The sequence below is a fragment of the Pseudomonas saliphila genome (assembly GCF_008638345.1).
In the GTDB taxonomy this organism is placed as follows: Bacteria; Pseudomonadota; Gammaproteobacteria; order Pseudomonadales; family Pseudomonadaceae; genus Halopseudomonas; species Halopseudomonas saliphila.
Map to the genome: position 1 here is coordinate 106821 of NZ_VTVA01000013.1, position 23984 is coordinate 130804.

19 protein-coding genes are annotated in these 23984 nt (G+C 61.4%); 10 read left to right on the forward strand and 9 right to left on the reverse strand.

Annotation, left to right across the window (positions count from 1 at the left end):
* Positions 1-72 precede the first annotated feature (72 nt).
* Positions 73-1875: an SLC13 family permease gene (locus FHK95_RS14360; protein ID WP_150305318.1), complete on the reverse strand. Its 1803-nt coding sequence runs from the start codon at positions 1873-1875 to the stop codon at positions 73-75.
* 268 nt (positions 1876-2143) lie between these two features.
* On the opposite strand from FHK95_RS14360, the gene FHK95_RS14365 reads away from it, so the two are divergent.
* The 7 genes from FHK95_RS14365 to FHK95_RS14395 all read left to right on the forward strand — a co-directional run bounded on the left by FHK95_RS14365 (position 2144) and on the right by FHK95_RS14395 (position 13568).
* Complete coding sequence (locus FHK95_RS14365; RefSeq protein WP_150305319.1) at positions 2144-3934, forward strand: acyl-CoA dehydrogenase C-terminal domain-containing protein; 1791 nt, start codon at positions 2144-2146, stop codon at positions 3932-3934.
* 622 nt (positions 3935-4556) lie between these two features.
* Positions 4557-6344 (forward strand): acyl-CoA dehydrogenase C-terminal domain-containing protein, encoded by a 1788-nt coding sequence (locus tag FHK95_RS14370; RefSeq protein ID WP_150305320.1) that lies wholly within the window; start codon positions 4557-4559, stop codon positions 6342-6344.
* Positions 6345-7067: 723 nt separating this feature from the next.
* The gene (locus FHK95_RS14375; RefSeq protein WP_150305321.1) at positions 7068-7736 is read left to right on the forward strand and encodes an ABC transporter ATP-binding protein; all 669 of its coding nucleotides are present in this window, start codon (positions 7068-7070) and stop codon (positions 7734-7736) included.
* Positions 7733-10210, forward strand: a complete 2478-nt coding sequence (locus FHK95_RS14380) for an ABC transporter permease (RefSeq protein WP_150305322.1) — start codon at positions 7733-7735, stop codon at positions 10208-10210. Before FHK95_RS14375 ends, FHK95_RS14380 begins: the two co-directional genes overlap by 4 nt.
* Positions 10200-11300 (forward strand): lipocalin-like domain-containing protein, encoded by a 1101-nt coding sequence (locus FHK95_RS14385; protein WP_408003625.1) that lies wholly within the window; start codon positions 10200-10202, stop codon positions 11298-11300. The genes FHK95_RS14380 and FHK95_RS14385 overlap by 11 nt, the downstream gene beginning before the upstream one ends.
* A gap of 58 nt (positions 11301-11358) precedes the next feature.
* Positions 11359-12528 (forward strand): zinc-binding dehydrogenase, encoded by a 1170-nt coding sequence (locus FHK95_RS14390; protein WP_206668583.1) that lies wholly within the window; start codon positions 11359-11361, stop codon positions 12526-12528.
* Positions 12528-13568, forward strand: coding sequence for a proline racemase family protein (locus tag FHK95_RS14395; RefSeq protein WP_150305323.1), 1041 nt, complete (start codon positions 12528-12530; stop codon positions 13566-13568). Before FHK95_RS14390 ends, FHK95_RS14395 begins: the two co-directional genes overlap by 1 nt.
* A gap of 9 nt (positions 13569-13577) precedes the next feature.
* Here the strand turns inward: FHK95_RS14395 and FHK95_RS14400 are convergent, their stop codons facing one another.
* The 8 genes from FHK95_RS14400 to FHK95_RS14435 all read right to left on the reverse strand — a co-directional run bounded on the left by FHK95_RS14400 (position 13578) and on the right by FHK95_RS14435 (position 19230).
* Positions 13578-14150, reverse strand: coding sequence for a HupE/UreJ family protein (locus tag FHK95_RS14400; protein WP_150305324.1), 573 nt, complete (start codon positions 14148-14150; stop codon positions 13578-13580).
* A 2-nt stretch (positions 14151-14152) separates the two neighbouring features.
* A complete protein-coding gene (ureG, locus tag FHK95_RS14405) occupies positions 14153-14794 on the reverse strand; it encodes an urease accessory protein UreG (protein WP_150305325.1) in 642 nt (213 codons plus the stop codon).
* Between the two features lie 10 nt (positions 14795-14804).
* A complete protein-coding gene (locus FHK95_RS14410) occupies positions 14805-15491 on the reverse strand; it encodes an urease accessory protein UreF (RefSeq protein ID WP_150305326.1) in 687 nt (228 codons plus the stop codon).
* Entirely contained in the window at positions 15478-15969 is a 492-nt protein-coding gene (ureE, locus tag FHK95_RS14415) for an urease accessory protein UreE (RefSeq protein WP_150305327.1), read from the reverse strand. Before ureE ends, FHK95_RS14410 begins: the two co-directional genes overlap by 14 nt.
* 10 nt (positions 15970-15979) lie before the next feature.
* A complete protein-coding gene (gene ureC / locus FHK95_RS14420; RefSeq protein ID WP_150305328.1) occupies positions 15980-17680 on the reverse strand; it encodes an urease subunit alpha in 1701 nt (566 codons plus the stop codon).
* Positions 17681-17741: 61 nt separating this feature from the next.
* The gene (locus tag FHK95_RS14425; RefSeq protein ID WP_150305329.1) at positions 17742-18047 is read right to left on the reverse strand and encodes an urease subunit beta; all 306 of its coding nucleotides are present in this window, start codon (positions 18045-18047) and stop codon (positions 17742-17744) included.
* 9 nt (positions 18048-18056) lie between these two features.
* Entirely contained in the window at positions 18057-18359 is a 303-nt protein-coding gene (locus tag FHK95_RS14430; RefSeq protein WP_150305330.1) for an urease subunit gamma, read from the reverse strand.
* 13 nt (positions 18360-18372) lie between these two features.
* Positions 18373-19230, reverse strand: coding sequence for an urease accessory protein UreD (locus FHK95_RS14435; RefSeq protein ID WP_178114802.1), 858 nt, complete (start codon positions 19228-19230; stop codon positions 18373-18375).
* Between the two features lie 341 nt (positions 19231-19571).
* Here FHK95_RS14435 and FHK95_RS14440 point away from each other — a divergent pair, with 341 nt between their 5' ends.
* From FHK95_RS14440 to FHK95_RS14450, 3 genes are all read left to right on the forward strand, one after another.
* Positions 19572-20522, forward strand: a complete 951-nt coding sequence (locus tag FHK95_RS14440; protein WP_150305332.1) for an adenosine deaminase — start codon at positions 19572-19574, stop codon at positions 20520-20522.
* Positions 20523-20753: 231 nt separating this feature from the next.
* A complete protein-coding gene (locus FHK95_RS14445) occupies positions 20754-22181 on the forward strand; it encodes a threonine/serine exporter family protein (RefSeq protein WP_150305333.1) in 1428 nt (475 codons plus the stop codon).
* A gap of 183 nt (positions 22182-22364) precedes the next feature.
* A complete protein-coding gene (locus tag FHK95_RS14450) occupies positions 22365-23861 on the forward strand; it encodes an efflux transporter outer membrane subunit (protein WP_150305334.1) in 1497 nt (498 codons plus the stop codon).
* Positions 23862-23984 lie beyond the last annotated feature (123 nt).

A 23984-nucleotide genomic window follows, 5' to 3' on the forward strand; every position in this document is an offset into this window, starting at 1 on the left:
GAGCCCTGAGCCGGCGCGGCCAACCCGCGCCGGCTAACTCAAATCCAAACCACAAATCCCTACCTTCCAGCTTCAGCCTTCCCCCGGAAACAATGGCCATACCCAGGGTATGACCAGCGTAGCGGTAATCCACATGATCAGATTCAGCGGTATGCCGATGCGCATGAAGTCAGTAAACCGGTAGCCGCCGGCGCTATAAACGAAGGTGTTGGTCTGGTAGCCGATCGGGGTGGCAAAGCTGGCGCTGGCCGCGAACATAACGGCGACAACAAAGGGGCGAGGATCTGCGCCCAGCTGCTGAGCAACACCGATGGCAATGGGCGTCAGCAGCACTGCAACGGCATTGTTACTGACCAGCTCGGTGAGTATCGAGGTCAGCAGGTACACGAAGGAGAGCATGAACAGTGGCCCGAGCAGCGGCGCCAGGGTGATGACCTGGCTGACCAGGCTGTCGACCAATCCCACCTTGTTCATCGCGATACTGATCGCGAGCATGCCGAAGATCAGCGCGAGAATGCGCCAGTCGATCGCCTTGTAGGCATCTTCGGTATCCAGGCAGCCGGTGGCGACGACCGTGACCGCAGCAATTATCGCCAGGCCTTCAATGGGCATCACATTAAGTGCCGCAAGCAGCATTACCGCCACAACGGCGGCAATGGCGATGGGCGCCTTGTTCCGGCGGTAGGCGCGCTCCTGCACGGTATTCAGGCTGATCAGGTCGCCGTTGTCGGCGAACTTGCGGATCTGCGCGGGCGAGCCTTCCACCAGCATGACGTCGCCGAACTGCAGCTGAAAGTCGTCCAGGTTTTCCTGGATATTCTCGGCCTGCCGGTGCACCGCCAGTACGTGAATGCCATAGCGCGCGGTCAGGTTCAGATCGCGCATGGGCCGATGGCTGTAGCGCGAGCTCCTGCCGACAATGGCCTCGGCCAGGGTCACGTCGCGGGTCGAGATGGTTTCGAAATTAGCCGCCTGGTTGCGGTTGAAGGTCAGCAGGCCGTTTTCCCGGAGCTCGATGAAATCGCGCATGTTGGCGTGCAGCACCAGGCGGTCACCGGCCGCCAGCACCGTGGTATTAACCGGTGTGGAGAGTTCCTCATCGCCGCGGAAGATCTTCAGTACCTGGATGCCGCTCTCACCGTTGAGATTGGCTTCGGCGATGCTCTGGTTGATCACGGCTGAATCGTGGGGCACCAGCAGTTCGGTCATGAATGGGCGGCTCTGATCGGGCCGCAGTTGTTTCGACAGGCTCTCGCGGTCAGGCAGCAGCCGGTGGCCGATGAGCATGATGAAGGTCACGCCGATGACCGCCATGATCAGCCCGGGCAGGAATATGTCGAACATACCAAAGGGCTCAAGGCCGTTCTGGCGCGCTACGCCGTCAACCAGAATATTGGTGGAGGTGCCGATCATGGTCATGGTGCCGCCAAGAATAGTGGCGTACGACAAGGGAATCAGCAGCTTGGAGGCCTTGGTGCCGACCTGGGCGGCGAGCGTGACCGCTACGGGGGTCAGAATCGCTACGACAGGGGTGTTGTTGATGAAAGTCGAGAGCACCATGCCGGTCAACATCAGGCTGAACAGCGTACGCAGCGGGCTGCCGCCACCCATACGCGCCAGCCAGCGGCCGAGGGACTCGACGCAACCGGTACGCTCAAGGGCGGCGGACAACACGAACATGCAGGCGATGGTTATCGGGGCGCTGTTCGACAGCACGCCGAGTACCTCAGCCGGGGTCAGCAAGGTGCTGACCAGCAGCACACCAACGGCGATACCTGCCACCACGTCAGGGCTGAATTTTTCGCGAGCGAAGGCGTAGAACACCCAGCACAGCAGGGCGGCGACGCCAATCATCGGCAGGGAGTCCCAGCTCATCAATTACCCATTCAACACCGTTCGGGGCTTCGCCATGAAACCCGGTCCGACACAGTAAGAGGGTTCGCTTAAGCTGTCCAAGGCCGAAAAAGGATTTTGTTATTCCATAATCGAATAAATCGTCGGCTTGGAATTATGGGGCTGCATCAGGCTGGCTAATGGACCGGCGGGTTTCTTGACCTGGCTGATGGCGGTCCGTACTGTTCAAACGCTCGTATGAATAATCGTTCAGTCAGGATGGCCCGGCTGATTTAGTGGAGACAATGCTATGCCAGAGTACAAAGCCCCCCTACGTGATATGCGCTTCCTGATTGACGAGGTGTTCGATTTCGGCGCCAGTTACGAAGCCTACGGTCTGACCGATGCCTCGCCGGATCTGGTCAGCGCGATCATGGAAGAAGGCGCGCGTTTTGCCGGTGAGGTGCTTGCACCACTCAACCGCACCGGGGACGAGGAAGGCTGCCACTACGATGACGGCGTGGTGACCACGCCGCAGGGCTTCAAAGAGGCCTATCGGCAGTACGTCGATAACGGCTGGGGTTCGATGACCGGGCCGACAGAATACGGCGGGCAGGGTCTGCCATTCTCGCTGGGGTTGGTTATCAGCGAGATGGTCGCTTCGGCCAACTATGCCTGGAGCATGTATCCCGGCCTGAGCCACGGCTGCGCTGCGGCGATCCGCGCACACGGTAGTCAGGAGCAGAAGGACACCTATCTGAGCAAACTGACCCCCGGTGACTGGACCGGCACCATGTGCCTGACCGAGCCGCATTGCGGTACCGATCTGGGGCTGACCAAGACCCGCGCAGTACCGCAGGCTGATGGCAGCTATCAGATCACCGGCACCAAGATTTTCATTTCCTGTGGTGAGCATGACCTGGCTGAGAATATCGTCCATCTGGTGTTGGCCAAGCTGCCCGACGCGCCAGCCGGTACCAAGGGTATCTCGCTGTTTATCGTTCCCAAGTTCCTGCCCGATGCCAGCGGTGAGAAGGGCGAGCGTAATGCGCTGAAGTGCGGCTCGATCGAGCACAAGATGGGCATCAAGGCCTCGGCTACCTGCGTGATGAACTTCGATGGTGCGACCGGCTTCCTGATTGGTGAGGCCAATCGTGGTCTCAACTGCATGTTCACCATGATGAATCATGCGCGTCTGGGCACTGGCATGCAGGGACTCTGCCACGGTGAGGCGTCCTACCAGAGCGCGGTTGCCTATGCGAAGGACCGTCTGCAGATGCGTTCGTTGTCCGGCGCAGCGGCACCCGACAAGCCGGCGGATCCGATCATTGTGCATCCGGATGTGCGCCGCATGTTGTTCACCATGAAAGCCTTCAACGAGGGCAACCGGGCGCTGGCCTATTACGCGGCGCAGCTGCTGGATCAGGCGCATTACTCCAAGGACGAAGCAGCGAAGACCGATGCCGAAGACCAGTTGGCCTTCCTGACGCCGATCTGCAAAGCATTCATGACCGATACCGGTCTGGAAGTGACCAGTCATGGTATGCAGGTGTTTGGTGGTCATGGCTACATCCGCGAATGGGGCCAGGAGCAGCAGATGCGTGACTGCCGTATTGCCCCTATCTATGAAGGTACTAACGGTATCCAGGCTTTGGATCTGTTGGGCCGCAAAGTGTTGATGAGTCAGGGCAAGCTGTTGCGGGTATTTACCAAACAGGTACATCAGTTGTGTCAGCAGCAGGAAGGCCACGCGACCCTCGGCGAGTATGTGAATAAGCTGAGTGAGCTGAACAAGCAGTGGGGCGAGCTGACTCAACAGGTTGCCATGCGCGCGATGCAGAACCGCGAGGAGGTGGGTGCGTCGTCGACGGATTTCCTGATGTTCTCCGGGTACGTCACCCTGGCCTTTGTCTGGTTGAAGATGGCGGTTGCGGCGCAGGCGAAACTGGAGGCAGGTACCGATGAGTCTGATTTCTACCAGGCCAAACTGGCCACTCAGGAGTTCTACTTCAAGCGCTTGCTGCCACGTGCCCAGGCGCACCTGGCGGCACTTGAAGCTGGCGCAGACACGCTGATGAAGATGCCTGCCGAGCAGTTCTAACCAGGCAGCTGAAACACAAAGCCCCGACTGGTTCGGGGCTTTGTTGTTTCAGATCGCCGCCAGATCGCAGACCGCTTTTCGTGGGACGGTCGCCCTCGGCCCGACGGCGTCCACAGGACGCCCCAGATTGAATGTGCACAGGCTAGCCCGGCGGCCAGCCTCCAAACGCTGTACAGGTCCGGTGGTAGATGGGCGCCCAAGCCCGCGCGCCCGGCAACTGCCGCAAGACGCCGTGAACCCATCCCTGGGGGCTTGACGAAAACATCCCTGTTTTCGACACTTGCGTCAGCTGCCAGGCCCGCAGACTAGACGGACTTCCGCGCTGCGTAGGGTTCGCTACGGCCTCACCCAAATATACGCCGCTCATCGCTTTTCGTAGGAGGGTCGCCCTCGGCGCGACGGCGTCCAAAGGACGCCTCAAAGATCGCAGTCAGCTCAGTCTCTCGATCCTTAGACCGCACGAACTATAGCGTTGTGCCGATCAGCAAGTCCGCGCGCTAATTTCGTGACCAGACTTTGGTCGGAAGTCATTTAAAGACGGTATCGGTCTTTTCGTTGTCGCGCTACAATCCCCCGCATATTCCGGGATGGCCCGGGCGATCCGACTGCTATAGGAGTTTCCATGGCCGATTATAAAGCCCCCCTGCGCGATATCCGTTTTGTCCTCAATGAAGTATTCGAGGCCGACAAGCTCTGGCAGAGCCTGCCTGGACTGGCGGACACCATTGATGCCGAGACAGCCGATGCGATGTTGGAAGAGGCTGGCAAGATCACGTCGCAGACTATCGCGCCGCTGAACCGTAGCGGGGACGAAGAGGGTGCTCAGTGGAATAACGGTGAGGTGACAACGCCTACTGGTTTCAAAGAGGCCTATCGCACCTATTCCGAAGGCGGCTGGGTCGGCTTTGCGGGTAATCCCGAGTTCGGTGGACTGGGCATGCCGAAGACGCTGGGCGTGCAGGTTGAGGAAATGGTCTATGGCGCGAACAACAGTTTCGCGCTGTATCCGGCGCTGACCGCTGGGAGTTGCCTGGCATTGGATGCCCATGGCAGCGAGGAGCTCAAGCAAACGTACCTGCCGAATATGTATGCCGGCACCTGGTCCGGCACCATGTGTCTGACCGAGCCGCACTGCGGCACGGATCTGGGCATCATTCGCACGCGCGCCGTGCCGAACGAGAACGGCAGCTACGCGATCACCGGCACCAAGATCTTCATCACCGGCGGTGAACACGATCTGACCGAGAACATCATTCACCTGGTGCTGGCCAAGCTACCTGATGCACCTGCGGGGCCCAAGGGTATCTCCCTGTTCGTGGTGCCGAAGTTTCTGGTCAACGCAGACGGCAGTCTGGGCGAGCGCAATGCGGTCAGCTGTGGTTCGATTGAACACAAGATGGGCATCAAGGCCTCGGCCACCTGTGTGATGAATTTCGATGGCGCGGAAGGGTATCTGGTTGGTGAAATCAACAAGGGCCTCAACGCGATGTTCACCATGATGAACTATGAGCGCCTGTCCATCGGTATTCAGGGCATCGGTTGCTCGGAAGCGTCCTATCAGAGCGCTGTTGCCTACGCCCGTGATCGCATTCAGAGCCGCGCGCCCACCGGCGCCGTCCAGCCTGACAAGGCGGCTGATCCGATCATCGTGCATCCGGATGTACGCCGCATGCTGCTGACCATGAAAGCCATGACCGAAGGCAGCCGCGCCTTCTCCACCTACGTCGGTTCCCAGCTGGACACCAGCAAGTTTGCTGACGATGCGGACATCCGCAAGAAGGGTGAGGATCTGGTGGCGTTGCTGACGCCGATCGCCAAGGCGTTCTTCACGGATATCGGTCTGGAGAACTGCATCCATGGCCAGCAGGTTTTCGGCGGACATGGCTATGTGCGCGAATGGGGCCAGGAGCAGCTGGTGCGTGACGTGCGCATCTCGCAGATTTACGAAGGCACCAACGGCATCCAGGCGCTGGATCTGATGGGTCGCAAGACCGTCGCTAACGGCGGCGCGTTCTTCAAGGTCTTCGCAGACGAGGTGAAGACTTTCATCGGTGAAAACCAGGATCAGGCGCTGGCTGAATTCATTCAGCCCTTGGCAGACGCCTTGACCAACCTCGAAGAGCTGACCGCACAGGTCATCGAGCGCAGCCGCATCAATCCGAATGAAGTTGGCGCCGCATCGGTTGAGTACCTGCACGTGTTTGGCTACACCGCTTATGCCTACATGTGGGCAAAAATGGCCAGGGTTGCCCAGGCACGCCTGGAGCAGGACGCCGACGGGTTTTATAAAGCCAAGCTCGGCACCGCGCGGTTCTTCTTCAAGCGCTTGTTGCCACGGGTGCAGTCGTTGAGCGCCTCTGTCCGCGCCGGCAGCGAGCCCTTGTACGAACTGGATGCAGACCAATTCTGAGGCACGGTCGGGTGTTCACGGCCGTGTAAGTGTTTGCTTACACGGCGTGGTGGTAAAGGACTATTTGCGGCAACCATGGCCCTGCGTACTATCGGTCTCGCTAGGAGCAAGCAAGGAAGCGCAAGAGATCAACAGGGATCAGGGAGTGGTACCAGGGAAGACTTATCAGGGATAGTGCCAGGATGGCAAGATCGCAGGATAGCGGTTAAGAACAGTGTCAGGATGATGCTGGATTAAGGATGATGATCAGGGATATAGCCAGGAAGGCGGGATCGCAGGAAGTGATCCGGGACAGTGTCGGGACGATACTGCGTCAGGGATGGTGAACAGGGACAGAGCCAGGATGGCAAAGATCGCAGGATGGCGATCAAGGACAGTGTCAAGATGACGCTTTGTTAAGGACGATGGTCAAGGATAGAGCCAGGATGGCGTGTCGTCAGGAAGATGACCAGTGGTAACGCCCGGATGGCATGATCGTTAAGGATAATGATCACAACCAAGTTCTATAAAACCTCGCTTCGGCGGGGTTTTTCTTTTTCTGGCCCATGAAACCTTCGATGCCGCTTTGAATCTACGCTCGAGTGCTGGCCGTTTCGACGTTCTGAATGCACCGCTCGGTCTGGCAGTCCTATACTGCACGCATGAATTCATACCTCATTTTCTCTTACCCTTTTCTCGACGTGCGACCTGTGCATTGGCCTATGCCATTCGGGATGTCTGCGGATGCTTGACGTCAAGGCATTAACCAAGCGCTATCCAAGTCCGCAGGGCTGGCTGCAGGTTCTTAACGGGGTTGATCTGCGCCTGGAGGCCGGCCATACGCTGGCGCTGATGGGCGAATCGGGCAGTGGCAAGAGTACCCTGTTGCATCTGGTGGCCGGGTTGGATCAGGCGGACAGTGGCGAGATCAAGGTTGCCGGCTCGTCGCTGACCGGGCTCGGCGAAGCGGCGCGCGCTGCCTATCGGCGTGATCAGGTCGCGGTTATTTTCCAGCAGTTCAACCTCATCCCTTCGTTAAGGGTGGCTGACAATCTGGCGTTCCAGGCGCGTCTGGCTGGGCGCGAAGATGCAGCCTGGCTGGCCTTTCTTGCTGACCGCCTGGGGTTGTCTTTACTGCTTGGCCGGTATCCAGAGCAATTGTCCGGCGGGCAGCAGCAGCGGGTCGCCGTCGGCCGCGCGTTGGCAGTACGGCCGCCGCTGATTCTGGCGGACGAGCCGACCGGTAACCTGGATGAGCACACGGCTGACGAGGTGATGACCCTGCTGCTGGAACTGGTGCGCGAAGCCCAGTCCAGTTTGTTGATGGTGACGCACAGTGCCCGGCTGGCGGCGCGCCTGGATCGGCAGGTCACGCTGTCGGCTGGCCACATCATTGGCGACAGTCGCCCATGATTCACCGCCTGGGCTGGGTGCTGCGAACCCTGCTGAGTCACTGGCGACGCCATCCTCTGCAGGGCATCTGTTTGCTGGTGGGCTTGTGGCTCGCGACGGCGTTGTGGACGGGCGTTCAGGCGCTCAACGAGCAGGCCGGTGATAGCTATGATCGCGCGGCCAGCCTGTTCGGGGAGGACAACCAGAGCGTGCTGGTCAGTCCCGGCAATCAGGGGTTTGATCAGCAATACTTCATCACCCTGCGTCGCGCTGGCTGGCCGGTGTCGCCGATCCTGCAGGGCAGCGTTACCTTGGCCCTGCCCGATGGGCCGGCGGGCAGGCGTCTGCAGTTGACGGGCATCGAACCGCTGAGCCTGCCGACGCAGGGTAGTCTGGTAGGCGCGATGCAGCAGGTAGACCTCGCTGGTTTTCTGGTTCCGCCGGGGCGAACCTGGATCGCCCCGGACACGTTGGCTGAACTGGGGCTGGCCAGCGGCGATACCGCTGAGTTGGCCAATGGGCAGGCGCTGCCCCCGCTGCAGACTGTCGAATCGGTGCCGCCGGGTATGTTGCTGGTCGATATCGGCGTCGCGCAACGGGTACTGGATGAACCCGGCAGGCTCAGTCAGTTGCTGGTGGACAGTGCGTTCGCCGCGGATCAGCCGGCCTTGCCGGAGCAGGTAGCGTTGCGCTGGGATGTACGTGGGGAAGGGGATCTGCAGCGCCTGACCGACAGTTTCCATATGAACCTGACGGCGTTGGGTCTGCTGGCTTTTATCGTCGGGCTGTTCATCGTGCATGCCGCGGCGGGGCTGGCTATGGAGCAACGCCGCGGTCTGCTGCAAACGCTACGTGCCTGCGGCACCAGCTTGCGTCTGGTGGTGTGCGCTCTGTTGCTGGAGCTGCTGGTGCTGGCCCTGGTTGGCGGGAGCCTTGGCGTGCTCAGCGGTTTTGCGCTGGCCTCCTTGCTGGTCGGTGATCTGGCCGCCAGTCTGCGTGGTTTATATGGCGCCCAGGTGGCCGGCCAACTGGTGCTCGATTCGCAGTGGTGGCTGGCCGGCTTGGCAATGAGCCTCGCGGGCACCTTGCTGGCTGGCGGCAGCAGTGTATTGAAAGCCATGCGCCTGCCAGTCCTGGCCTGGGCGCGCCCGCAGGCTTGGCGCGACGCCCAGGCGCGCAGCATCAAACGGCTGGCGATCATGGGCGTGCTGTTATTGTTGGTCGCCGGCGTCCTGATCTATCTCGGTGAGGGCTTGGTTGCGGGTTTCATGCTGCTTGGTTGTTTGCTGCTCGGTGCCGCCTGGCTGTTGCCGCTGATGCTGAGCCTGCTGTTGCGCAGCGGTAGAAAGCTCGCGCGCAGCCCGCTCGGGCATTGGTTCTGGGCCGACAGTCAGCAGCAGCTGTCGGGTCTGAGTCTGGCGCTGATGGCCCTGTTGCTGGCGCTGGCGGCGAACATTGGCGTAGGCAGCATGACCGAAGGCTTTCGCCTGACCTTCACTGACTGGCTGGATCAGCGTCTGGCCGCCGATCTCTATCTGCGGCCCGAATCCCAGGCTCAGGCAGACAGCATCGAGCAATGGTTAAGCCGGCAACCGAGCGTGCAGGCCCAGTTGCCCAGTTGGCAGGTACAGAGTCGGGTCGGAGATTGGCCAACAGAAGTCAGCGGCGTTATCGATCATCCGCTCTATGCGCAGCGCTGGCCGTTGCTTGAGGCAGCCCCGGGGGCCTGGGAGCAGCTGGCCCAGGGGCGAGGCGCGGTAGTCAGCGAACAGCTGGCCTACCGGCTCGAGATTGAATTGGGCGATGCGATTGAGGTGGAAACGCCCAGCGGCATCTGGACGCTACCCGTGCTGGGACGCTACGCCGATTACGGGAATCCCAAGGGCCAGTTGCTGGTGTCGGCCGAGCAGCTCAACCAGCGCTGGCCCGGTCTGGAGGTGAGCAGTATCGGCCTGCTTGTTGATGATGAGGCGATCAGTGAACTGGTCGCCGGTCTGCAGGATAACTTCGAGCTGGGCGGTTTCAGTCTGATCGATCAAGCGGCGCTGAAACGCTATTCGCAGCAGGTATTCGAGCAAACCTTTGCCGCCACCGCAGCGCTCAATACCCTGACGCTCGGGGTGGCGGCGGTGGCGCTCTTTACCAGTCTGCTCAGCCTTGCCGATGCCAGACTCAGCCAGCTGGCGCCGTTATGGTCGATGGGCTTACGGCCGTCCCGCCTGGCCTGGCTGAGTCTGGCGCAGATGCTCATGCTGGCCACCCTGACCTGCGCGCTGGCGATTCCGGTCGGGCTGGCGTTGGCCTGGTGTCTGGTCGAGGTGGTCAACGTTCAGGCATTCGGCTGGCGGCTGCCCTGGCACTGGTTTCCCTACCAATGGTTGACCCTGGCAGGCTTTGCCTTGCTGGCCGTATTGCTGGCCAGCATCAGCCCGGTGTGGCGCATCGTGCGAGTCGGCCCCACTCAGTTGCTGAGGCAGTTTGCCCATGATGCATAGACTCTCTGGCCTGTTCATGCTGCTGACGATGCTGGGATTGGCCGGTTGCGACCCTGAGCAGCCACCAGCGGATGCGGGATTTGCTGGGCTTGGTGAGCAGGCGGAGGGTTTCACGCAGGTTACGCCGGATCGTCGTTTTGAATTTCCCGCGGATCATGGCGCCCACCCGGACTTTCGCATCGAATGGTGGTACGTCACCGCCAATCTGACCGATGAAGACGGCCGGGAATGGGGCGCGCAATGGACCTTGTTCCGCCAGGCGCTGCAACCGCAGACGCCGCAGGGGGCCGAGGCCGGCTGGAACAGTGCGCAGGTCTGGCTGGGGCATTCCGCGGTTATCCACGCTGATGGCCATAAATATGCTGATCGGCTGGCGCGGGGCGGTGTGGGGCAGGCGGGCGTGCGGGTAGAGCCCTTCGAAGCCTGGATAGATGACTGGTCCCTCGCGCAGGCCGGAGACACTCAAGGGCAAGACAGTTTCAGCGCGCTGTCGGTGAAGGCAGCCGGGGAGGATTACCGGTATCAACTCAATCTGACCGCGGACCGACCCGTCGTGCCCCAGGGTGAACAGGGCTATAGCCGCAAATCCGAGGGCGATCAGGCGTCCTATTACTACAGCCAGCCATTTTTCAGCGTCGAGGGCGCCATTGAATGGGAAGGCGAGCGGCATACAGTCAGCGGACAAGCCTGGCTGGACCGCGAATGGAGCAGCCAGCCGCTGGCTGCCAACCAGCAGGGCTGGGACTGGTTTTCCCTGCATCTGGAGGGTGGCGAGAAGCTGATGCTGTTTCGTCTGCGCAGCACCGGTGGCGGTCACTATTACTCAGGCACCTGGATTCAGCCAGATGGCGAAACGCAGCCATTGGCTCCTGACGCGATAGAGCTGGAGCCGCTCGGCGAGACCGCGGTCGCAGGGCGCGACGTGCCTACCCGTTGGCGTCTCAAAGTACCTGGCAGGGATTTCGACGTGACCACTGAGCCGCTGAACGATCAGGCCTGGATGGGCACTACGATCCCGTACTGGGAAGGCCCCATTCGTTTCAGCGGGAGCCATGCGGGGGCGGGCTATCTTGAGATGACCGGCTACTAGCTGGCAGGCGAGCTTCTGCTAAGGTGATTCGAGGTACTCTTTTCTGCGAGGGCCCCGCATGTCAGCCATAGCTCCGATACCCCTTCCACAAAGCATGTCGGCAATGATCCTCACCGGGCACGGTGGCCTGGACAAGCTGGAATACCGCCAGGATATCCCGGTCCCGCAGCCCAAACCCGGCGAGGTGCTGGTCAAGGTCACGGCTACGGCGAAGAACAATACCGATCGCAAGGCGCGCGAGGGGCTGTATCCGACGCGGGACAAGGCTGAAATGACCTCATTCCAGATCGCCGGAGCGCCCACCTTGACCTTCCCCCGCATTCAGGGCGCCGACGTGGTGGGCACTGTGGTGGCGGTCGGTGATGGCGTGGAGCCGGAGCGGATCGGTGAACGGGGGCTGCTGGATTTCAACCTGTATGCCGATGAACGGCGGGATATCAACCTGACGCCGGACTACTACGGGCATGGCGCCAACGGCGGCTTCGCCGAATACATCGCCGTACCCTCGACGCAATTTCACCACATTTCCAATCCTGAACTCGCCGACGCCGAGCTCGCGGCGATGGGCATGTGTTCCTACCAGACGGCACTGCATTTGCTTACCGTGGCCAGGGTGCAGGCCGGCGAGCGGGTATTGGTCAGCGGCGCCAGCGGGGGCGTGGGCACCGCGCTGATTCAACTTTGCCGCATTCTGGGTGCGATACCCTATGCGCTGAGTCAACGGGACAAGGCCGAAGCGCTGCGTGCGCTTGGCGCCGAAGCGGTGTTCGATCGCTCCGATATGGGCCATTTCACTGACACCGTGCGTGAGGCCACGGGCGGCAAGCCGATCGACGCGGTGATGGATCTGGTCGGCGGCGAGATGACCAATCGCTTCATCGACACCATGATCTTTGATATGACCCGCCGCACGACCTATCCGCGACTGAGCATTGCCGGGGCCAGTGGCGACAATGTCAGCGAGATCATGTGGACACGCATCTATCTGTATCAGGTGCAGATATTCGGGGTGTCACACGGTACGCGGGAAGAGGCCGAGCAATTGATTGCCTGGATCCGCTCCGGTCTGTTGCGGCCGGTACTCTATGGCGCCTTCAAGCTGTCCGAGCTGCATGCGGCGGAGCGGTTCTTCGTCAATCGCTCGAGCAATTTTCTCGGCAAGATCGTCATCGTCCCTGACGCGGAATGGGCACAGCACGGCGCGCGCTTCGCGCTGAGGGCGGACTGATGAAAGAGGAGCTTTCGCTGAAACTGATCGATACCCATGCCGGCGGTGATGTGAGCCGGATTGTGATTGGCGGCATCGGTCCTTTGCCTGGCGACACAGTTCGGCAGCAGATGCAGTATCTGAGCAGCGAGGCGGACGGCCTACGCCGTTTGCTGCTGACCGAGCCCTACGGCATCCCCGAAATGTCGGTGGATCTCATCGTGCCGACCAACGATCCGGCGGCCGCGCTCGGTTATATCGTCATGGAGGTGATGGGCTATCCCATCTACTCGGGCTCCAACACCATCTGCACCGCCACCGCCGCTCTGGAATGCGGCATGGTGCAAAAGCGCGAAGGGCGGCAGCACTTCATCATGGAGTCGGCAGCGGGTCAGGTGCATATCGATGCGGTGGTGCAGGACGGCGTGGTGGAAGCTATCACCTGCGAAGGCCTGCCGACCTATATTCACAGCTACCGGAACACTATTCACGTGCCGGCGATTGGCGATGTGACCTACAGCGTGGCCTACAGTGGCGGCTTCTATGCGCTGGTCGACGCCCCGGATCTGGGGTTTTCCCTGGTGCGCGAAGAGGAACTGGAGCTGGCTGCCTGCGCCCATGCGATTGTCGATGCCCTGCAAGCCGAACGGGGCTTTTCGCATTACACCCTGGGCGAGGTGGGGCCGCTGCCGTTTCTGCATTACATGGGACCGGTGGAGCAGCTGTCCGACACTTTCTACCGGTCACGCTCTGCCACCTATGTGCACCCGGGAGTGATTTGCCGCAGCCCTACCGGCACCGGTACCTCGGCGCGCCTGGCGCTGATGCACTATGAAGGCAGTATTAAACCGGGTGATCGGCTGGAAACCGTTTCACTGCGCGATACCGGCTTTATCGGTGAATTTACCGGCGTGAATCGGGCCGGCGAGCATCAGCTGGTGGAGAACACCATCACCGGCAAGGGCTACATTCTGGCCCGCTCGGATATCATCATCAATTGCGAGGATCCGATGGTGGAGTGTGGCGGTCTGCTGCATATCCTCAGCAGCCGCCAGCCGTAACGACGCCTATCAGCTCAGCGCCAGACCTACACCAGCCAGGGCGATGGCCGCGCCGATCACCCGGGACGGCAGCGTGGAGCGCCAGTTACCCAGTCCGGCACCGACGAGATGCAGGACTGCAGTGCTCAGTGCAAAGCCGAGCATATACAGCGTCATTTCGGCGCCGGGCGGCATCTCCCCGCCATGCGCCACGCCGTGCATCACCGCAAATCCTGATACCAGTACCGCACCGGGCAGCAGCGGCACACGCTTGGCCCAGAGCAGCAGAAGCCCGAGCGCCAGTACCGAGCCGACAATGCCCTGCTCAACGCCAGGGACCGCGATCCCGACCATGCCCAGGCCCGCGCCGGCAAGCATGAAGGTCAGGAATAACACCGGCAGCAGCCAGCGTGCCCGGCCGCCCAACTGCGCCGCCCAGAGGCCGACCGCGACCATGGCGAGCAGATGGTCAAGACCACCAACGGGATGCCCAAGACCTGCTGCCAGTCCACCGAGATCGGCGTGCCCGGGGTGAGCCTGGGCCAGTGTCGGCAGGGCAATCAGGGCGGTCAGAGTGAAGGTACGGCTTATCAGGTGACCCATGGTCAGACTCCTTCTGCGGCAGGTACGGGCAAGGGGCGCAGCATGCCCTCGCGAACAATGAAGGCGATGATGTCGTCGACACCGGCGCCACTTTTCAGATTGGAAAACACGAAGGGCCGCTCGCCGCGCATCTTCTTCGCATCGCGATCCATGACGCCGAGGTCAGCGCCAACCAGTGGCGCCAGGTCGGTCTTGTTGATGATCAGCAGGTCCGAACGGGTGATGCCGGGGCCGCCCTTGCGCGGGATCTTGTCGCCGGCAGAGACGTCGATGACGTAGAGCGTCAGGTCTGACAGTTCCGGGCTGAAGGTCGCGGCGAGGTTGTCGCCGCCGCTTTCGACCAGAATCAGTTCCACCCCCGGAAAGCGATCCTGCAATTCGGCAACCGCGGCGAGGTTCATCGATGCATCCTCGCGGATGGCGGTGTGCGGGCAGCCGCCGGTTTCTACGCCAAGAATGCGATCAGCCGGCAGCGCGTGATTGCGCAACAGGAAATCGGCATCTTCACGGGTATAGATGTCGTTGGTGATGACTGCCAGGTTGTAGTGGGGATACAGGTGCTCGCACAGCGTGCTGACCAATGCGGTCTTGCCCGAACCGACCGGGCCGCCAATCCCCACGCGCAATGCGGGTTTGCTATTCATGTAATGCTCCTTATGACCGAAACAGTCGTATGTATTGGTGTTCGTGGCGGGCACTGGCGAAGGCCAGGCCGGGCAAACCGGCACCCAGTTCGTCGTCGTGCAGCGCCGTGGCGGCGTCAACTATCGCCGGCAAGCGTGGCGACAGTCGGTCGAGCAGCCGCTGGGCGTCGGTCTGCCCCAGCGGAATCAGTTTGGTCGCGGCGCCGGTCTGGTTTTCCAGCCAGCTCCAGAGCACGCCGAGTGCCAGCTGGCGCGCGCCGGTCTGCCAGTGCCAGCCGGCCATGGCGAAGGCGGTCATCAGGGCGATGGGCTCGCCCTTGGGCCAGTCCAGTGCCGGCGGAATCTCCAGCGAGCCAAGCAGCCGTAGCAGGGCGCCGCCCTGTTGGCTGTCCTCCAGATAGAGCTCGGCGGTTTCGCGATTGGCCAGCAGCCAGTCGTTCCACTCGCTGACAGCGTCCAGATCGCCGTCGTCCATGGCCACGTATTGGCGCATCAGCACCGGTATATCCAGATAACCCAGCGATCGGGTCGCCAGACTATCGAGCCACTCAGCGGCCGAATCGAGATCGATTACCCAGCCTTGTTCGACGACATATTCCATGCCCTGGGAATAGGCATAACCGCCGATCGGCAGCGCCGGACTGGCCAGCTGCAGGACTCGCAACAGGGCTCTATCGGCCTGCTCAGTACTCGACATGCTGCTTGCCGTTCAGCCGAACGAAAGGTGAAGGCGGCGTGGCGACGCTATGCGCGTGACCGTGATAAGCGCCGGGCTCGGGATTGAAGGGCGCGACGATGTCTTCCACTTCCAGCCGCAACCCGATGAGCATGGCTTCCAGCACATGATCGCGCAGATAGCGCAATTGGCCGGGCAGCACTTCCAGCGCCACATGCCGGTTGCCCAGGTGGTAGGCGGCGCGGGCCAGCAGCAGCGCGTCGTCACAGAGCACGCGCGAGAGCGGCTCCGGCTCCGCGTGAATCACCACCACCGTGTTGTCGTTGGCGAGTAAACGATCACCTTCGCGCAGCACGCGGCCACGCGGCAGAAACAATCCCACCTCAATACCTGCCCGCGTGTGAGTGCGCAGCCGGCTGCGGGTACGCATCTCATACGTCAGCTCCAGCTCGTGATGAACCGGCCCCGGCTCTTCCAGCCATTGGTGACATTCGAGCATCTAAGCCTCCTCAGAAAAGAAAATAGCGTTGCGCCAGCGGCAGTTCTTCGGCGGGATCGCAGAGCAGCGCGATCCCGTCTGCCTCAACGATGTAGGTCTGCGGATCCACAGTGATCGTCGGTTGGTAGTCGTTGAGTTTCATGTCCGCCTTGCCGATGGTGCGCGTGTTGCGAACGGCTTCGAGGCGCCGGGACAGGCCGAGCCGTTCCTTGATGCCTGTGTCCAGTGCCGCCTGCGATACAAAGGTGATGCAGGTGTGATTCATGGCCTTGCCCAGCGCGCCGAACATGGGCCGGTAATGCACCGGCTGAGGTGTCGGAATCGACGCATTCGGGTCGCCCATGGGCGCGGCGGCGATGGCGCCTCCCTTGAGAATCAGGCTGGGTTTGGCGCCGAAAAAGGCTGGTTTCCACAGGACCAGATCCGCCAGTTTGCCGGGCTCCACCGAGCCGACCAGATGCCCGATGCCCATGGTGATCGCTGGGTTGATGGTGTATTTGGCCACGTAGCGGCGCGCCCGGAAGTTGTCGGACCAGTCGTCGTCCTCGGGGAGTGGGCCGCGCTGCACCTTCATCTTGTGCGCGGTCTGCCAGGTGCGGGTGATTACCTCGCCGACCCGACCCATCGCCTGGGAATCCGACGAGATCATGCTGAAAGCGCCGAGGTCATGCAGGATGTCCTCGGCGGCAATGGTCTCGCGGCGGATGCGCGAATCGGCGAAGGCGACATCCTCGGCAATGGCCGGGTCCAGGTGATGACAAACCATGAGCATGTCCAGATGCTCGTCGACGGTATTGATGGTGTAGGGGCGCGTCGGATTGGTGGAAGAGGGCAGCACGTTTGGCTCGCCGCAGGCCTTGATGATGTCCGGGGCATGACCGCCGCCAGCGCCTTCGGTGTGATAGGTATGGATCACCCGGCCCTTGATCGCCGCCAGGGTATCCTCGACGAAGCCAGATTCATTCAGCGTATCGGTGTGAATTGCCACCTGCACATCGTAGGCATCGGCAACACTCAGGCAGCAATCAATCGCCGCCGGGGTGGTGCCCCAATCCTCGTGCAGCTTCAGACCCATGGCACCGGCTTCGATCTGTTCCTCCAGCGCATCGGGCAGGCTGGCGTTGCCCTTGCCGAGAAAGCCCAGGTTCATCGGCAGCGACTCGGCGGCTTCGAGCATCCGCGCGATATGCCAGGCGCCCGGCGTACAGGTGGTGGCATTGGTGCCGGTAGCCGGGCCGGTACCGCCGCCGAGCATGGTGGTGACGCCTGACATCAGCGCCTCGTCGATCTGTTGCGGGCAGATGAAATGGATATGCGCATCGATGCCGCCGGCGGTAAGGATCATGCCCTCGCCGGCGATAATTTCAGTGCCCGGCCCGATGATGATGTCCACGCCGGGCTGGATGTCCGGATTGCCGGCCTTGCCCAGCTGCTGGATAAGGCCGTCCTTAATTGCCACGTCGGCCTTGAAGATGCCTGACCAGTCCAGAATCAGCGCATTGGTGATGACAGTGTCAGGCGTATCCGCGCGGCCGCGCTGGCTCTGACCCATGCCGTCACGAATGACCTTGCCGCCGCCGAATTTCACTTCCTCGCCGTAGTGGGTGTAGTCCTTTTCCACACTGATCCACAGCTCGGTATCGCCGAGCCGTACCCGGTCGCCGGTTGTAGGCCCGTACATCTCCGCGTAGGCCTGCCTGCTTATTTCCATGTTGCCTCCATTGCGGTCCGACCAGACGGCGGAACGCTGCAAAATTGATCCTCAGGCGGCATCACAGACTGCCCATGACCTGGCCCCGAAAGCCGAACACCCGACGGTCGCCAGCCAGGGCTACCAGCTCCACCTCACGGTTCTGGCCGGGCTCGAAGCGTACGGCGGTACCCGCGGCTATGTTCAGCCGAAAGCCCCGGGTGGCGTCGCGATCAAAGCGCAGCGCCGCATTGGTTTCGGCGAAGTGGTAATGCGAGCCGACCTGCACCGGGCGGTCGCCGGTATTGGCCACGCTCAGGCGCAGCGTTTCGCGGCCGGCGTTCAGGGTCAGCGAGCCTTCAAGCGTCTGGATTTCTCCGGGTATCATCGGTGCGCCTCATATGATCGGATCATGAACGGTCACCAGCTTGGTGCCGTCGGGGAAGGTGGCCTCAACCTGCACTTCACCAAGCAATTCCGGCACGCCGGGCATGACCTGTTCGCGGCTGAGCAGCGTGCGGCCGTAGCTCATCATGTCCGCCACACTGCGGCCATCACGCGCGCCTTCCATGATGGCGGCGCTGATGTAGGCCATGGCTTCGGGGTAGTTCAAGGTCACGCCGCGTGCCAGGCGGCGCTCGGCCACCAGCGCGGCGGTAAACAGCAGAAGCTTGTCTTTCTCACGGGGCGAAAGCTCCATGGGCACACTCCGTTCAGGTATTCCATATCCGCGGCGCACAGCTGCGCCGCCCATTGATGCGCGGCCGTAGCTGCTGCCACAGCCGCATGAAGGTAAGCCGAGCATGTTCGGCGCAATGGCCGAGATAGCGGCCGATAAAGAGACCATGCCGCTGGGTAAAAACCAGTTGCGGGACGTTGGCATAGTCTTCACGCAGCGCATCCAGTTCGTCGCGAGCCAATGTCAAGGTGGCCAGCCAGGTGCCGCTGACGAAGCAGCCGCCCAGTCCCCAACTGGCTGACAGCAGAGGATCGCCGCCGATGAAACGATTACGCTCGATATACACCGGCCGGCCGTCGCGCCAGATATCCAGCTGTTGGCTGACGCAGCCATTGGCGAAGCCTTCATCGGCGGCCGGTCGGCCCAGGCACAACAAGTCCCACAGACACATGCGCGCATCGGCGTGCAGATCAACCCGCGTAGACAGGCGAGCGTTGCAGCCTTCGAAGGCGATAGTGTCCTGGGGCAGGTATTCCAGTGAGCCGCCGGCGGCGACGGAAAGGCGGGTGAGCTGCTGCTGCAGGGTGCCGTTGTCCCGCGCCCGGTAGCACTTACCCGAGGAGGGTGTGGTCAGTAACGCGGCAGCATCTGGGCCGATATCGGTGTTCAGGCGCAGGGTGTCGCCGCTGACCAGGCCGCCCGGCGGATGCAGGATGTACAAATGCGGACAGTCCGGACCTTCCGGATGCAGTGGACGCTGGATACGCAGCGGGCCGCGATGGTGCAGCCGATCGATAACGGTGCGTCCCGCCCGGCGACTGACGCCAACGTCCAGGCCAGCCTGCCAGCTAATGGCGCTATCGACGTGCTCTAGATGCCAGGCTGCAGTCATGCACCATCCTCGTTTATCCACTGGGCAGGCGCGATCTGTTGCTCCTGCTTGTTCAATTGGTTCGATAGCATTACGCACAATCCGGGCCAACATGGCTTTCGCAGGAAGCCTACAGGCTGGAACACGCAGGCTGGTCGATATCCCAATGCCAGTTGCACCAAAATGGATCCAAGCCTGGATCCCTGCACCAAAATTGATCGTAAGGCGTGTGGGGCTTTTGCTAAAAAGCTGGTCAACACCTCAGGAGCCGTTAACATGCGCCGCAATTGCGCATGGCATGGCCCATGCTTGAATCAGCGCAACGGCGCCGCTGATTGGTGCAACCCGACCCGGAGGTAGAGATGGACAAGCAATGGTTGATAGAACTACCCAAAGCTGAGCTGCATTTGCACCTTGAAGGATCACTTGAACCTGAGCTGCTGTTCAGTCTTGCCGAGCGCAATGCGGTCAGCTTGCCCTGGGCGGATGTCGAGGCGTTGCGCCAGGCCTATGCCTTCAACAACCTTCAGGAGTTTCTCGATCTGTATTACCAGGGCGCTGATGTTCTGCGCACCGAGCAGGATTTCCATGACCTGACCTGGGCCTACCTGCAGCGCTGCAAGGCTCAGGGTGTGGTGCATGTCGAGCCATTCTACGACCCGCAAACGCATACCGAACGCGGCATTCCCTTCGAGGTTGCGCTTGAGGGCATCCGTTCGGCCATGCGCGATGGCCGCGAGCAGTTGGGCATCAGTGGCGGACTGATTCTCAGCTTCCTGCGGCATCTGTCCGAAGAAGAGGCGTTCAAAACCCTTGAACAGGCGATGCCGTACCGGGACTCCTTTTTTGCTGTCGGGCTCGACAGTTCCGAGATGGGCCATCCCCCGAGTAAATTCAAGCGAGTCTTCGCCAAGGCCCGCGCAGAAGGCTTGCTGGCCGTGGCGCATGCCGGTGAAGAAGGCCCGCCGGAATACATCTGGCAAGCGCTGGACCTGCTTAAAGTCAGCCGCATTGACCATGGCGTGCGCGCCGCGGAGGATCCAAGGCTTATCGATCGTCTGGTGGACGAGCAGATCCCCCTGACCGTCTGCCCGCTGTCGAACGTCAAGCTTCGCGTGTTCGACACCATGCGCGAGCACAACATTCTGCAGCTGCTGGACAAGGGCGTGAAGGTCACGGTGAATTCCGACGACCCGGCGTACTTCGGTGGGTATGTGCTGGAGAATTTCATGGCCTTGCATGAAGGCCTCGGGATGACTGAAGACCAGGCCAGACTGCTGGCGCAGAACAGTCTCGACGCCCGACTGGCTTGAACGCATCGACCATCGCGCGGTAGACGCTCCGGACCCATGCCGGCCGCGTCTGCGGGGCGGCTCTATGCTAGGATAGCGGCAATTCTTGCGGTGCGTGCCGACCGAATAATCGGCGGGTCACATCATGGCGATCCGGCCTGAATTGTTTGGTCAATTCAGCAATGCACTGCGTGCAGAGCTACCCGGTCCGGACTATCGGATTTCGCGGCTTATCATGTCAGGGGAGGGGGCGTGTACTCACTCAAGCGCAAGGGCGACTTTCGTCTGCAGTTGACCCGAACCCTGAAAAAGCCAGGGCGGCACAAGGTTGAGGTGTACCTGTTCACGCCTCACGATAGCAATCTGTCAGCCTGGACCCTGAGCGAGCAGCAGTTTTTCTTCACTTCCCTGGAGCATCGCTTCGGACTACTGGGCCTACCGGATAAGGATCGGGTGAGCAAGGCCGACCGCTCCTTCGTGCTGCTGTCGCCCTACTACGAGATCATGTACGGCTCCTGGCTGTTCCAGTACCGTGCGTCGATCGATCGCCTACGCCAGCAAATCCAGAACGCCGAGACCCTTGATGAACCGCTGAAAAGGGCGCTCAGGTTGAGTCAGCACTTTGCCCTGCGACTGCGCAAATCCAGCCCGGAGCAGAGCAACCAGCGCCGCTATTTCCGGCAGATGGATATCTATTTTTCCTGGTATGCCGAGCAGTTTCTGCTGGAGTGCATGACCCTCGAAGGCTTCGCCGAACTGGACGAGGAGCTCAAAGGAGCAGTCGCGGAGTTTTTGCGCCAGGAACACAAGTACCGCAAGGAACGTGAGTATCTGAGCGACTTCCGCGGCTCGCCGACCCGCGTCTGGAACCGCATGAGTCTCTATCACCGGTTGCTGGAATATCCGGTACTGCTGCGCTCCAAGGTCATCGAGCTGGGCGCGGGTACGCGCAAGCTGGTCAAGGCGGCGTCGACCATGTTGATCATGTCGCTGTTTACCTACTTCCTGTTCAATGCGCGGGACGCCAGCGAAAAACTCTCTCTGGCGCTGTTGCTGGGCATCGCGCTGGTCTATGCCATCCGTGACCTGCTGCGTGAAGATATGATCACCGGCATTACCCGCTGGCTGCGCAAGGGCAAGCCGCGCTGGAAGGTGCGTCTGTTCATGCCCTACACCCGGAAATTGCTGGCTCAGCAGAAGGTCTGGCTCGACTATCGCCGGCTCCCGGAGTTGCCACGCCAGGTACTCGATCATTCCGGCAATTGGGCGTCTAACGAGGAACGGCAGATCATCTGTTACCGCTCGCAGCTCAATCTGGACAAGGACGCCCTCACGCAGGATGAAATCCAGGAGCGTCTGAGCCTGGACTGTGAGCAGCTCTGCGAAATGATTCAGGCGAGCAAGCACCGTCTGTTCGTCTGCACTGACGACACTGATCCCTCTGCGGCCATTGAGGCGCATCCCATTGAAAAGCAGCAGGATTACAATCTGCTGGTGGTGCACACCGAGGCCGGCCAAGCCTATTCCAGTGCGCAGCGCTGGCGTATACGGCTGGGGGCGAAGGGGATCGTGCACTGCGCGAGTAAAAAGACCAACTGGCCGACTCCCGAGGAGCAACAGGCCGCACCCTGGTACCGGGGTCTGCTTGGTTTTTTCAACGGGTCAGACACAATAAAGTAACGCCCGGCACCGCGCGCTGACAGCGCAAGACATATCCGCGGCGCGCGCCATTTAACGATGGCCGTTTGCTATGGCTGCGCTAGAATGTGCGCTTTCCTGCGCTCGGCGGAAATCAGGACGCAGCAGTGCCATTGTTGGGGTACGCAACAGGATGCCGACAATGCGGCCACTAAAGGACGGTGAATGAATTCCAGCTTTTGCAAAGCCCGCACGTTGTCTGTTGCGGCGCTCGCGCTGTTACTGAGCGCCTGCAGCGTCACTCCCCCGGCGGAGCCGGAACTGCCCTTCAGCCTGCCCGATCATTTCAACGCAGCCCCCGCGAGTGCATATGCACCGGCAGAACACTGGTGGGGTGATTTCGCTGATGATGAACTCAACCGGTTTGTCGACACGGCGCTGGTCAGCAACCCCGGTGTGGCGCAGGCATTAGCCCGCGCACGGATCGCCGAGGCGCGCGTCCGGCTGAACCGCGCCGATCAACTGCCCATGGTGGGCGTCGGTCTCGGCAGTACCCGTCAACGCCAGAATCTGGGCACCATTGCCGCGCCGTCGGCGCAGGCGGGCGGCGACATGTACATCATTAGCAACAACCATAATGCGGCGCTGGACGTGAGCTGGGAGCTGGATCTCTGGGGCCGCTTGTCTGCGCTGACCGCTGCCGCACGGGCCGACTATCTGGCCAGCGCGGAACAATTGCGCGGGCTGCGCCAGTCGGTTGCAGCGCAGGTGGTGCAGCTATACTTCGACAACGTCCATGCCCGGGCGCAGGTCGAGTTATCAGAGCGCACCGTTGAAACCCTGACAGAAATGTCTCGGCAGATTGGCAATCGGGTGGATGTCGGTATTGCCTCCCCGGCTGACGCCATGCTCTCCGAAGCCAATCTGGGTTCGGCGCAGGCTGGGTTGGAGCAGCGCCGAGAGGCGCTGGAACGCAATCTGCGTCAACTCGAGATATTGCTCGGACGGTATCCCGCCGGGCGCCTGCAAACCGCCGATGTTCTGCCTGGCGTACCGGCTTCGCCCACAGCGGGAATTCCCGCGCAACTGCTGGAGCGCCGCCCGGATGTCCGGGCGGCAGAACTGGCACTGCTGGGCGCGGGTTACCAGCTCGGCGCAGCGCAGCGCTCCTTTCTGCCATCGCTGTCACTCAGTGGCTCAGCCGGGTACGCCGGCAGTCAGTTTTCCGAATTGTTCAGCAGCAGCAATCTGGTGTGGTCGATCGCAGGGCAGATCCTGCAGCCGATATTCCAGGGTGGGCGGCTGGTGGCCCAGGTGGATGTTGCCGAAGGTCAGCAGAGTGAAGCCTTGCATGCCTACGCTGAAACCGCGCTGAACGCATTGTCCGAAGTGGAAAGTCTCCTGGCCGTCGAGACACTCCTGCAAAGGCGCGAGCAGACTCTGGATGCCTCCGCCAGCGCAGCGGAGGAGGCGGTCCGCGTGTCCTACAACCGCTATCAGCAGGGTATCGATCCCTTTTTGAATGTACTGGAAAGCCAGCAACGCGCGCTGGATGGCCGCAGCGCCTATATCACCGCACGCCTGGCGCGCATCGAAAATCGCATTGCCCTGCACCTCGCGCTGGGCGGCGGCTTCGACAACCAGACTGAACGCGCCGAACAGCCAGCTGAAGATGATGCAGCTAACTCCCGAATGACTCCCAGGACTACCCGCAACCCATGATTAAAGTCGATTCTTCTTACCGTCGTTGGTTGCCCGTATTGATTCTTCTGCCCTTGCTGGGACTGACCGGCTGCGGGGAGAAAGCAGAGTCGGACCAGAGCCGAATGGCACTTACTTAAGCGC

Excerpts from the sequence above, each read along its gene's own strand:
- FHK95_RS14360 (WP_150305318.1), bottom strand. The coding sequence starts at position 1,875 with ATGAGCTGGGACTCCCTGCCGATGATTGGCGTCGCCGCCCTGCTGTGC.
- FHK95_RS14365 (WP_150305319.1), top strand. The coding sequence starts at position 2,144 with ATGCCAGAGTACAAAGCCCCCCTACGTGATATGCGCTTCCTGATTGAC.
- FHK95_RS14370 (WP_150305320.1), top strand. The coding sequence starts at position 4,557 with ATGGCCGATTATAAAGCCCCCCTGCGCGATATCCGTTTTGTCCTCAAT.
- FHK95_RS14375 (WP_150305321.1), top strand. The coding sequence starts at position 7,068 with ATGCTTGACGTCAAGGCATTAACCAAGCGCTATCCAAGTCCGCAGGGC.
- FHK95_RS14380 (WP_150305322.1), top strand. The coding sequence starts at position 7,733 with ATGATTCACCGCCTGGGCTGGGTGCTGCGAACCCTGCTGAGTCACTGG.
- FHK95_RS14385 (WP_408003625.1), top strand. The coding sequence starts at position 10,200 with ATGATGCATAGACTCTCTGGCCTGTTCATGCTGCTGACGATGCTGGGA.
- FHK95_RS14390 (WP_206668583.1), top strand. The coding sequence starts at position 11,359 with ATGTCAGCCATAGCTCCGATACCCCTTCCACAAAGCATGTCGGCAATG.
- FHK95_RS14395 (WP_150305323.1), top strand. The coding sequence starts at position 12,528 with ATGAAAGAGGAGCTTTCGCTGAAACTGATCGATACCCATGCCGGCGGT.
- FHK95_RS14400 (WP_150305324.1), bottom strand. The coding sequence starts at position 14,150 with ATGGGTCACCTGATAAGCCGTACCTTCACTCTGACCGCCCTGATTGCC.
- ureG (WP_150305325.1), bottom strand. The coding sequence starts at position 14,794 with ATGAATAGCAAACCCGCATTGCGCGTGGGGATTGGCGGCCCGGTCGGT.
- FHK95_RS14410 (WP_150305326.1), bottom strand. The coding sequence starts at position 15,491 with ATGTCGAGTACTGAGCAGGCCGATAGAGCCCTGTTGCGAGTCCTGCAG.
- ureE (WP_150305327.1), bottom strand. The coding sequence starts at position 15,969 with ATGCTCGAATGTCACCAATGGCTGGAAGAGCCGGGGCCGGTTCATCAC.
- ureC (WP_150305328.1), bottom strand. The coding sequence starts at position 17,680 with ATGGAAATAAGCAGGCAGGCCTACGCGGAGATGTACGGGCCTACAACC.
- FHK95_RS14425 (WP_150305329.1), bottom strand. The coding sequence starts at position 18,047 with ATGATACCCGGAGAAATCCAGACGCTTGAAGGCTCGCTGACCCTGAAC.
- FHK95_RS14430 (WP_150305330.1), bottom strand. The coding sequence starts at position 18,359 with ATGGAGCTTTCGCCCCGTGAGAAAGACAAGCTTCTGCTGTTTACCGCC.
- FHK95_RS14435 (WP_178114802.1), bottom strand. The coding sequence starts at position 19,230 with ATGACTGCAGCCTGGCATCTAGAGCACGTCGATAGCGCCATTAGCTGG.
- FHK95_RS14440 (WP_150305332.1), top strand. The coding sequence starts at position 19,572 with ATGGACAAGCAATGGTTGATAGAACTACCCAAAGCTGAGCTGCATTTG.
- FHK95_RS14450 (WP_150305334.1), top strand. The coding sequence starts at position 22,365 with ATGAATTCCAGCTTTTGCAAAGCCCGCACGTTGTCTGTTGCGGCGCTC.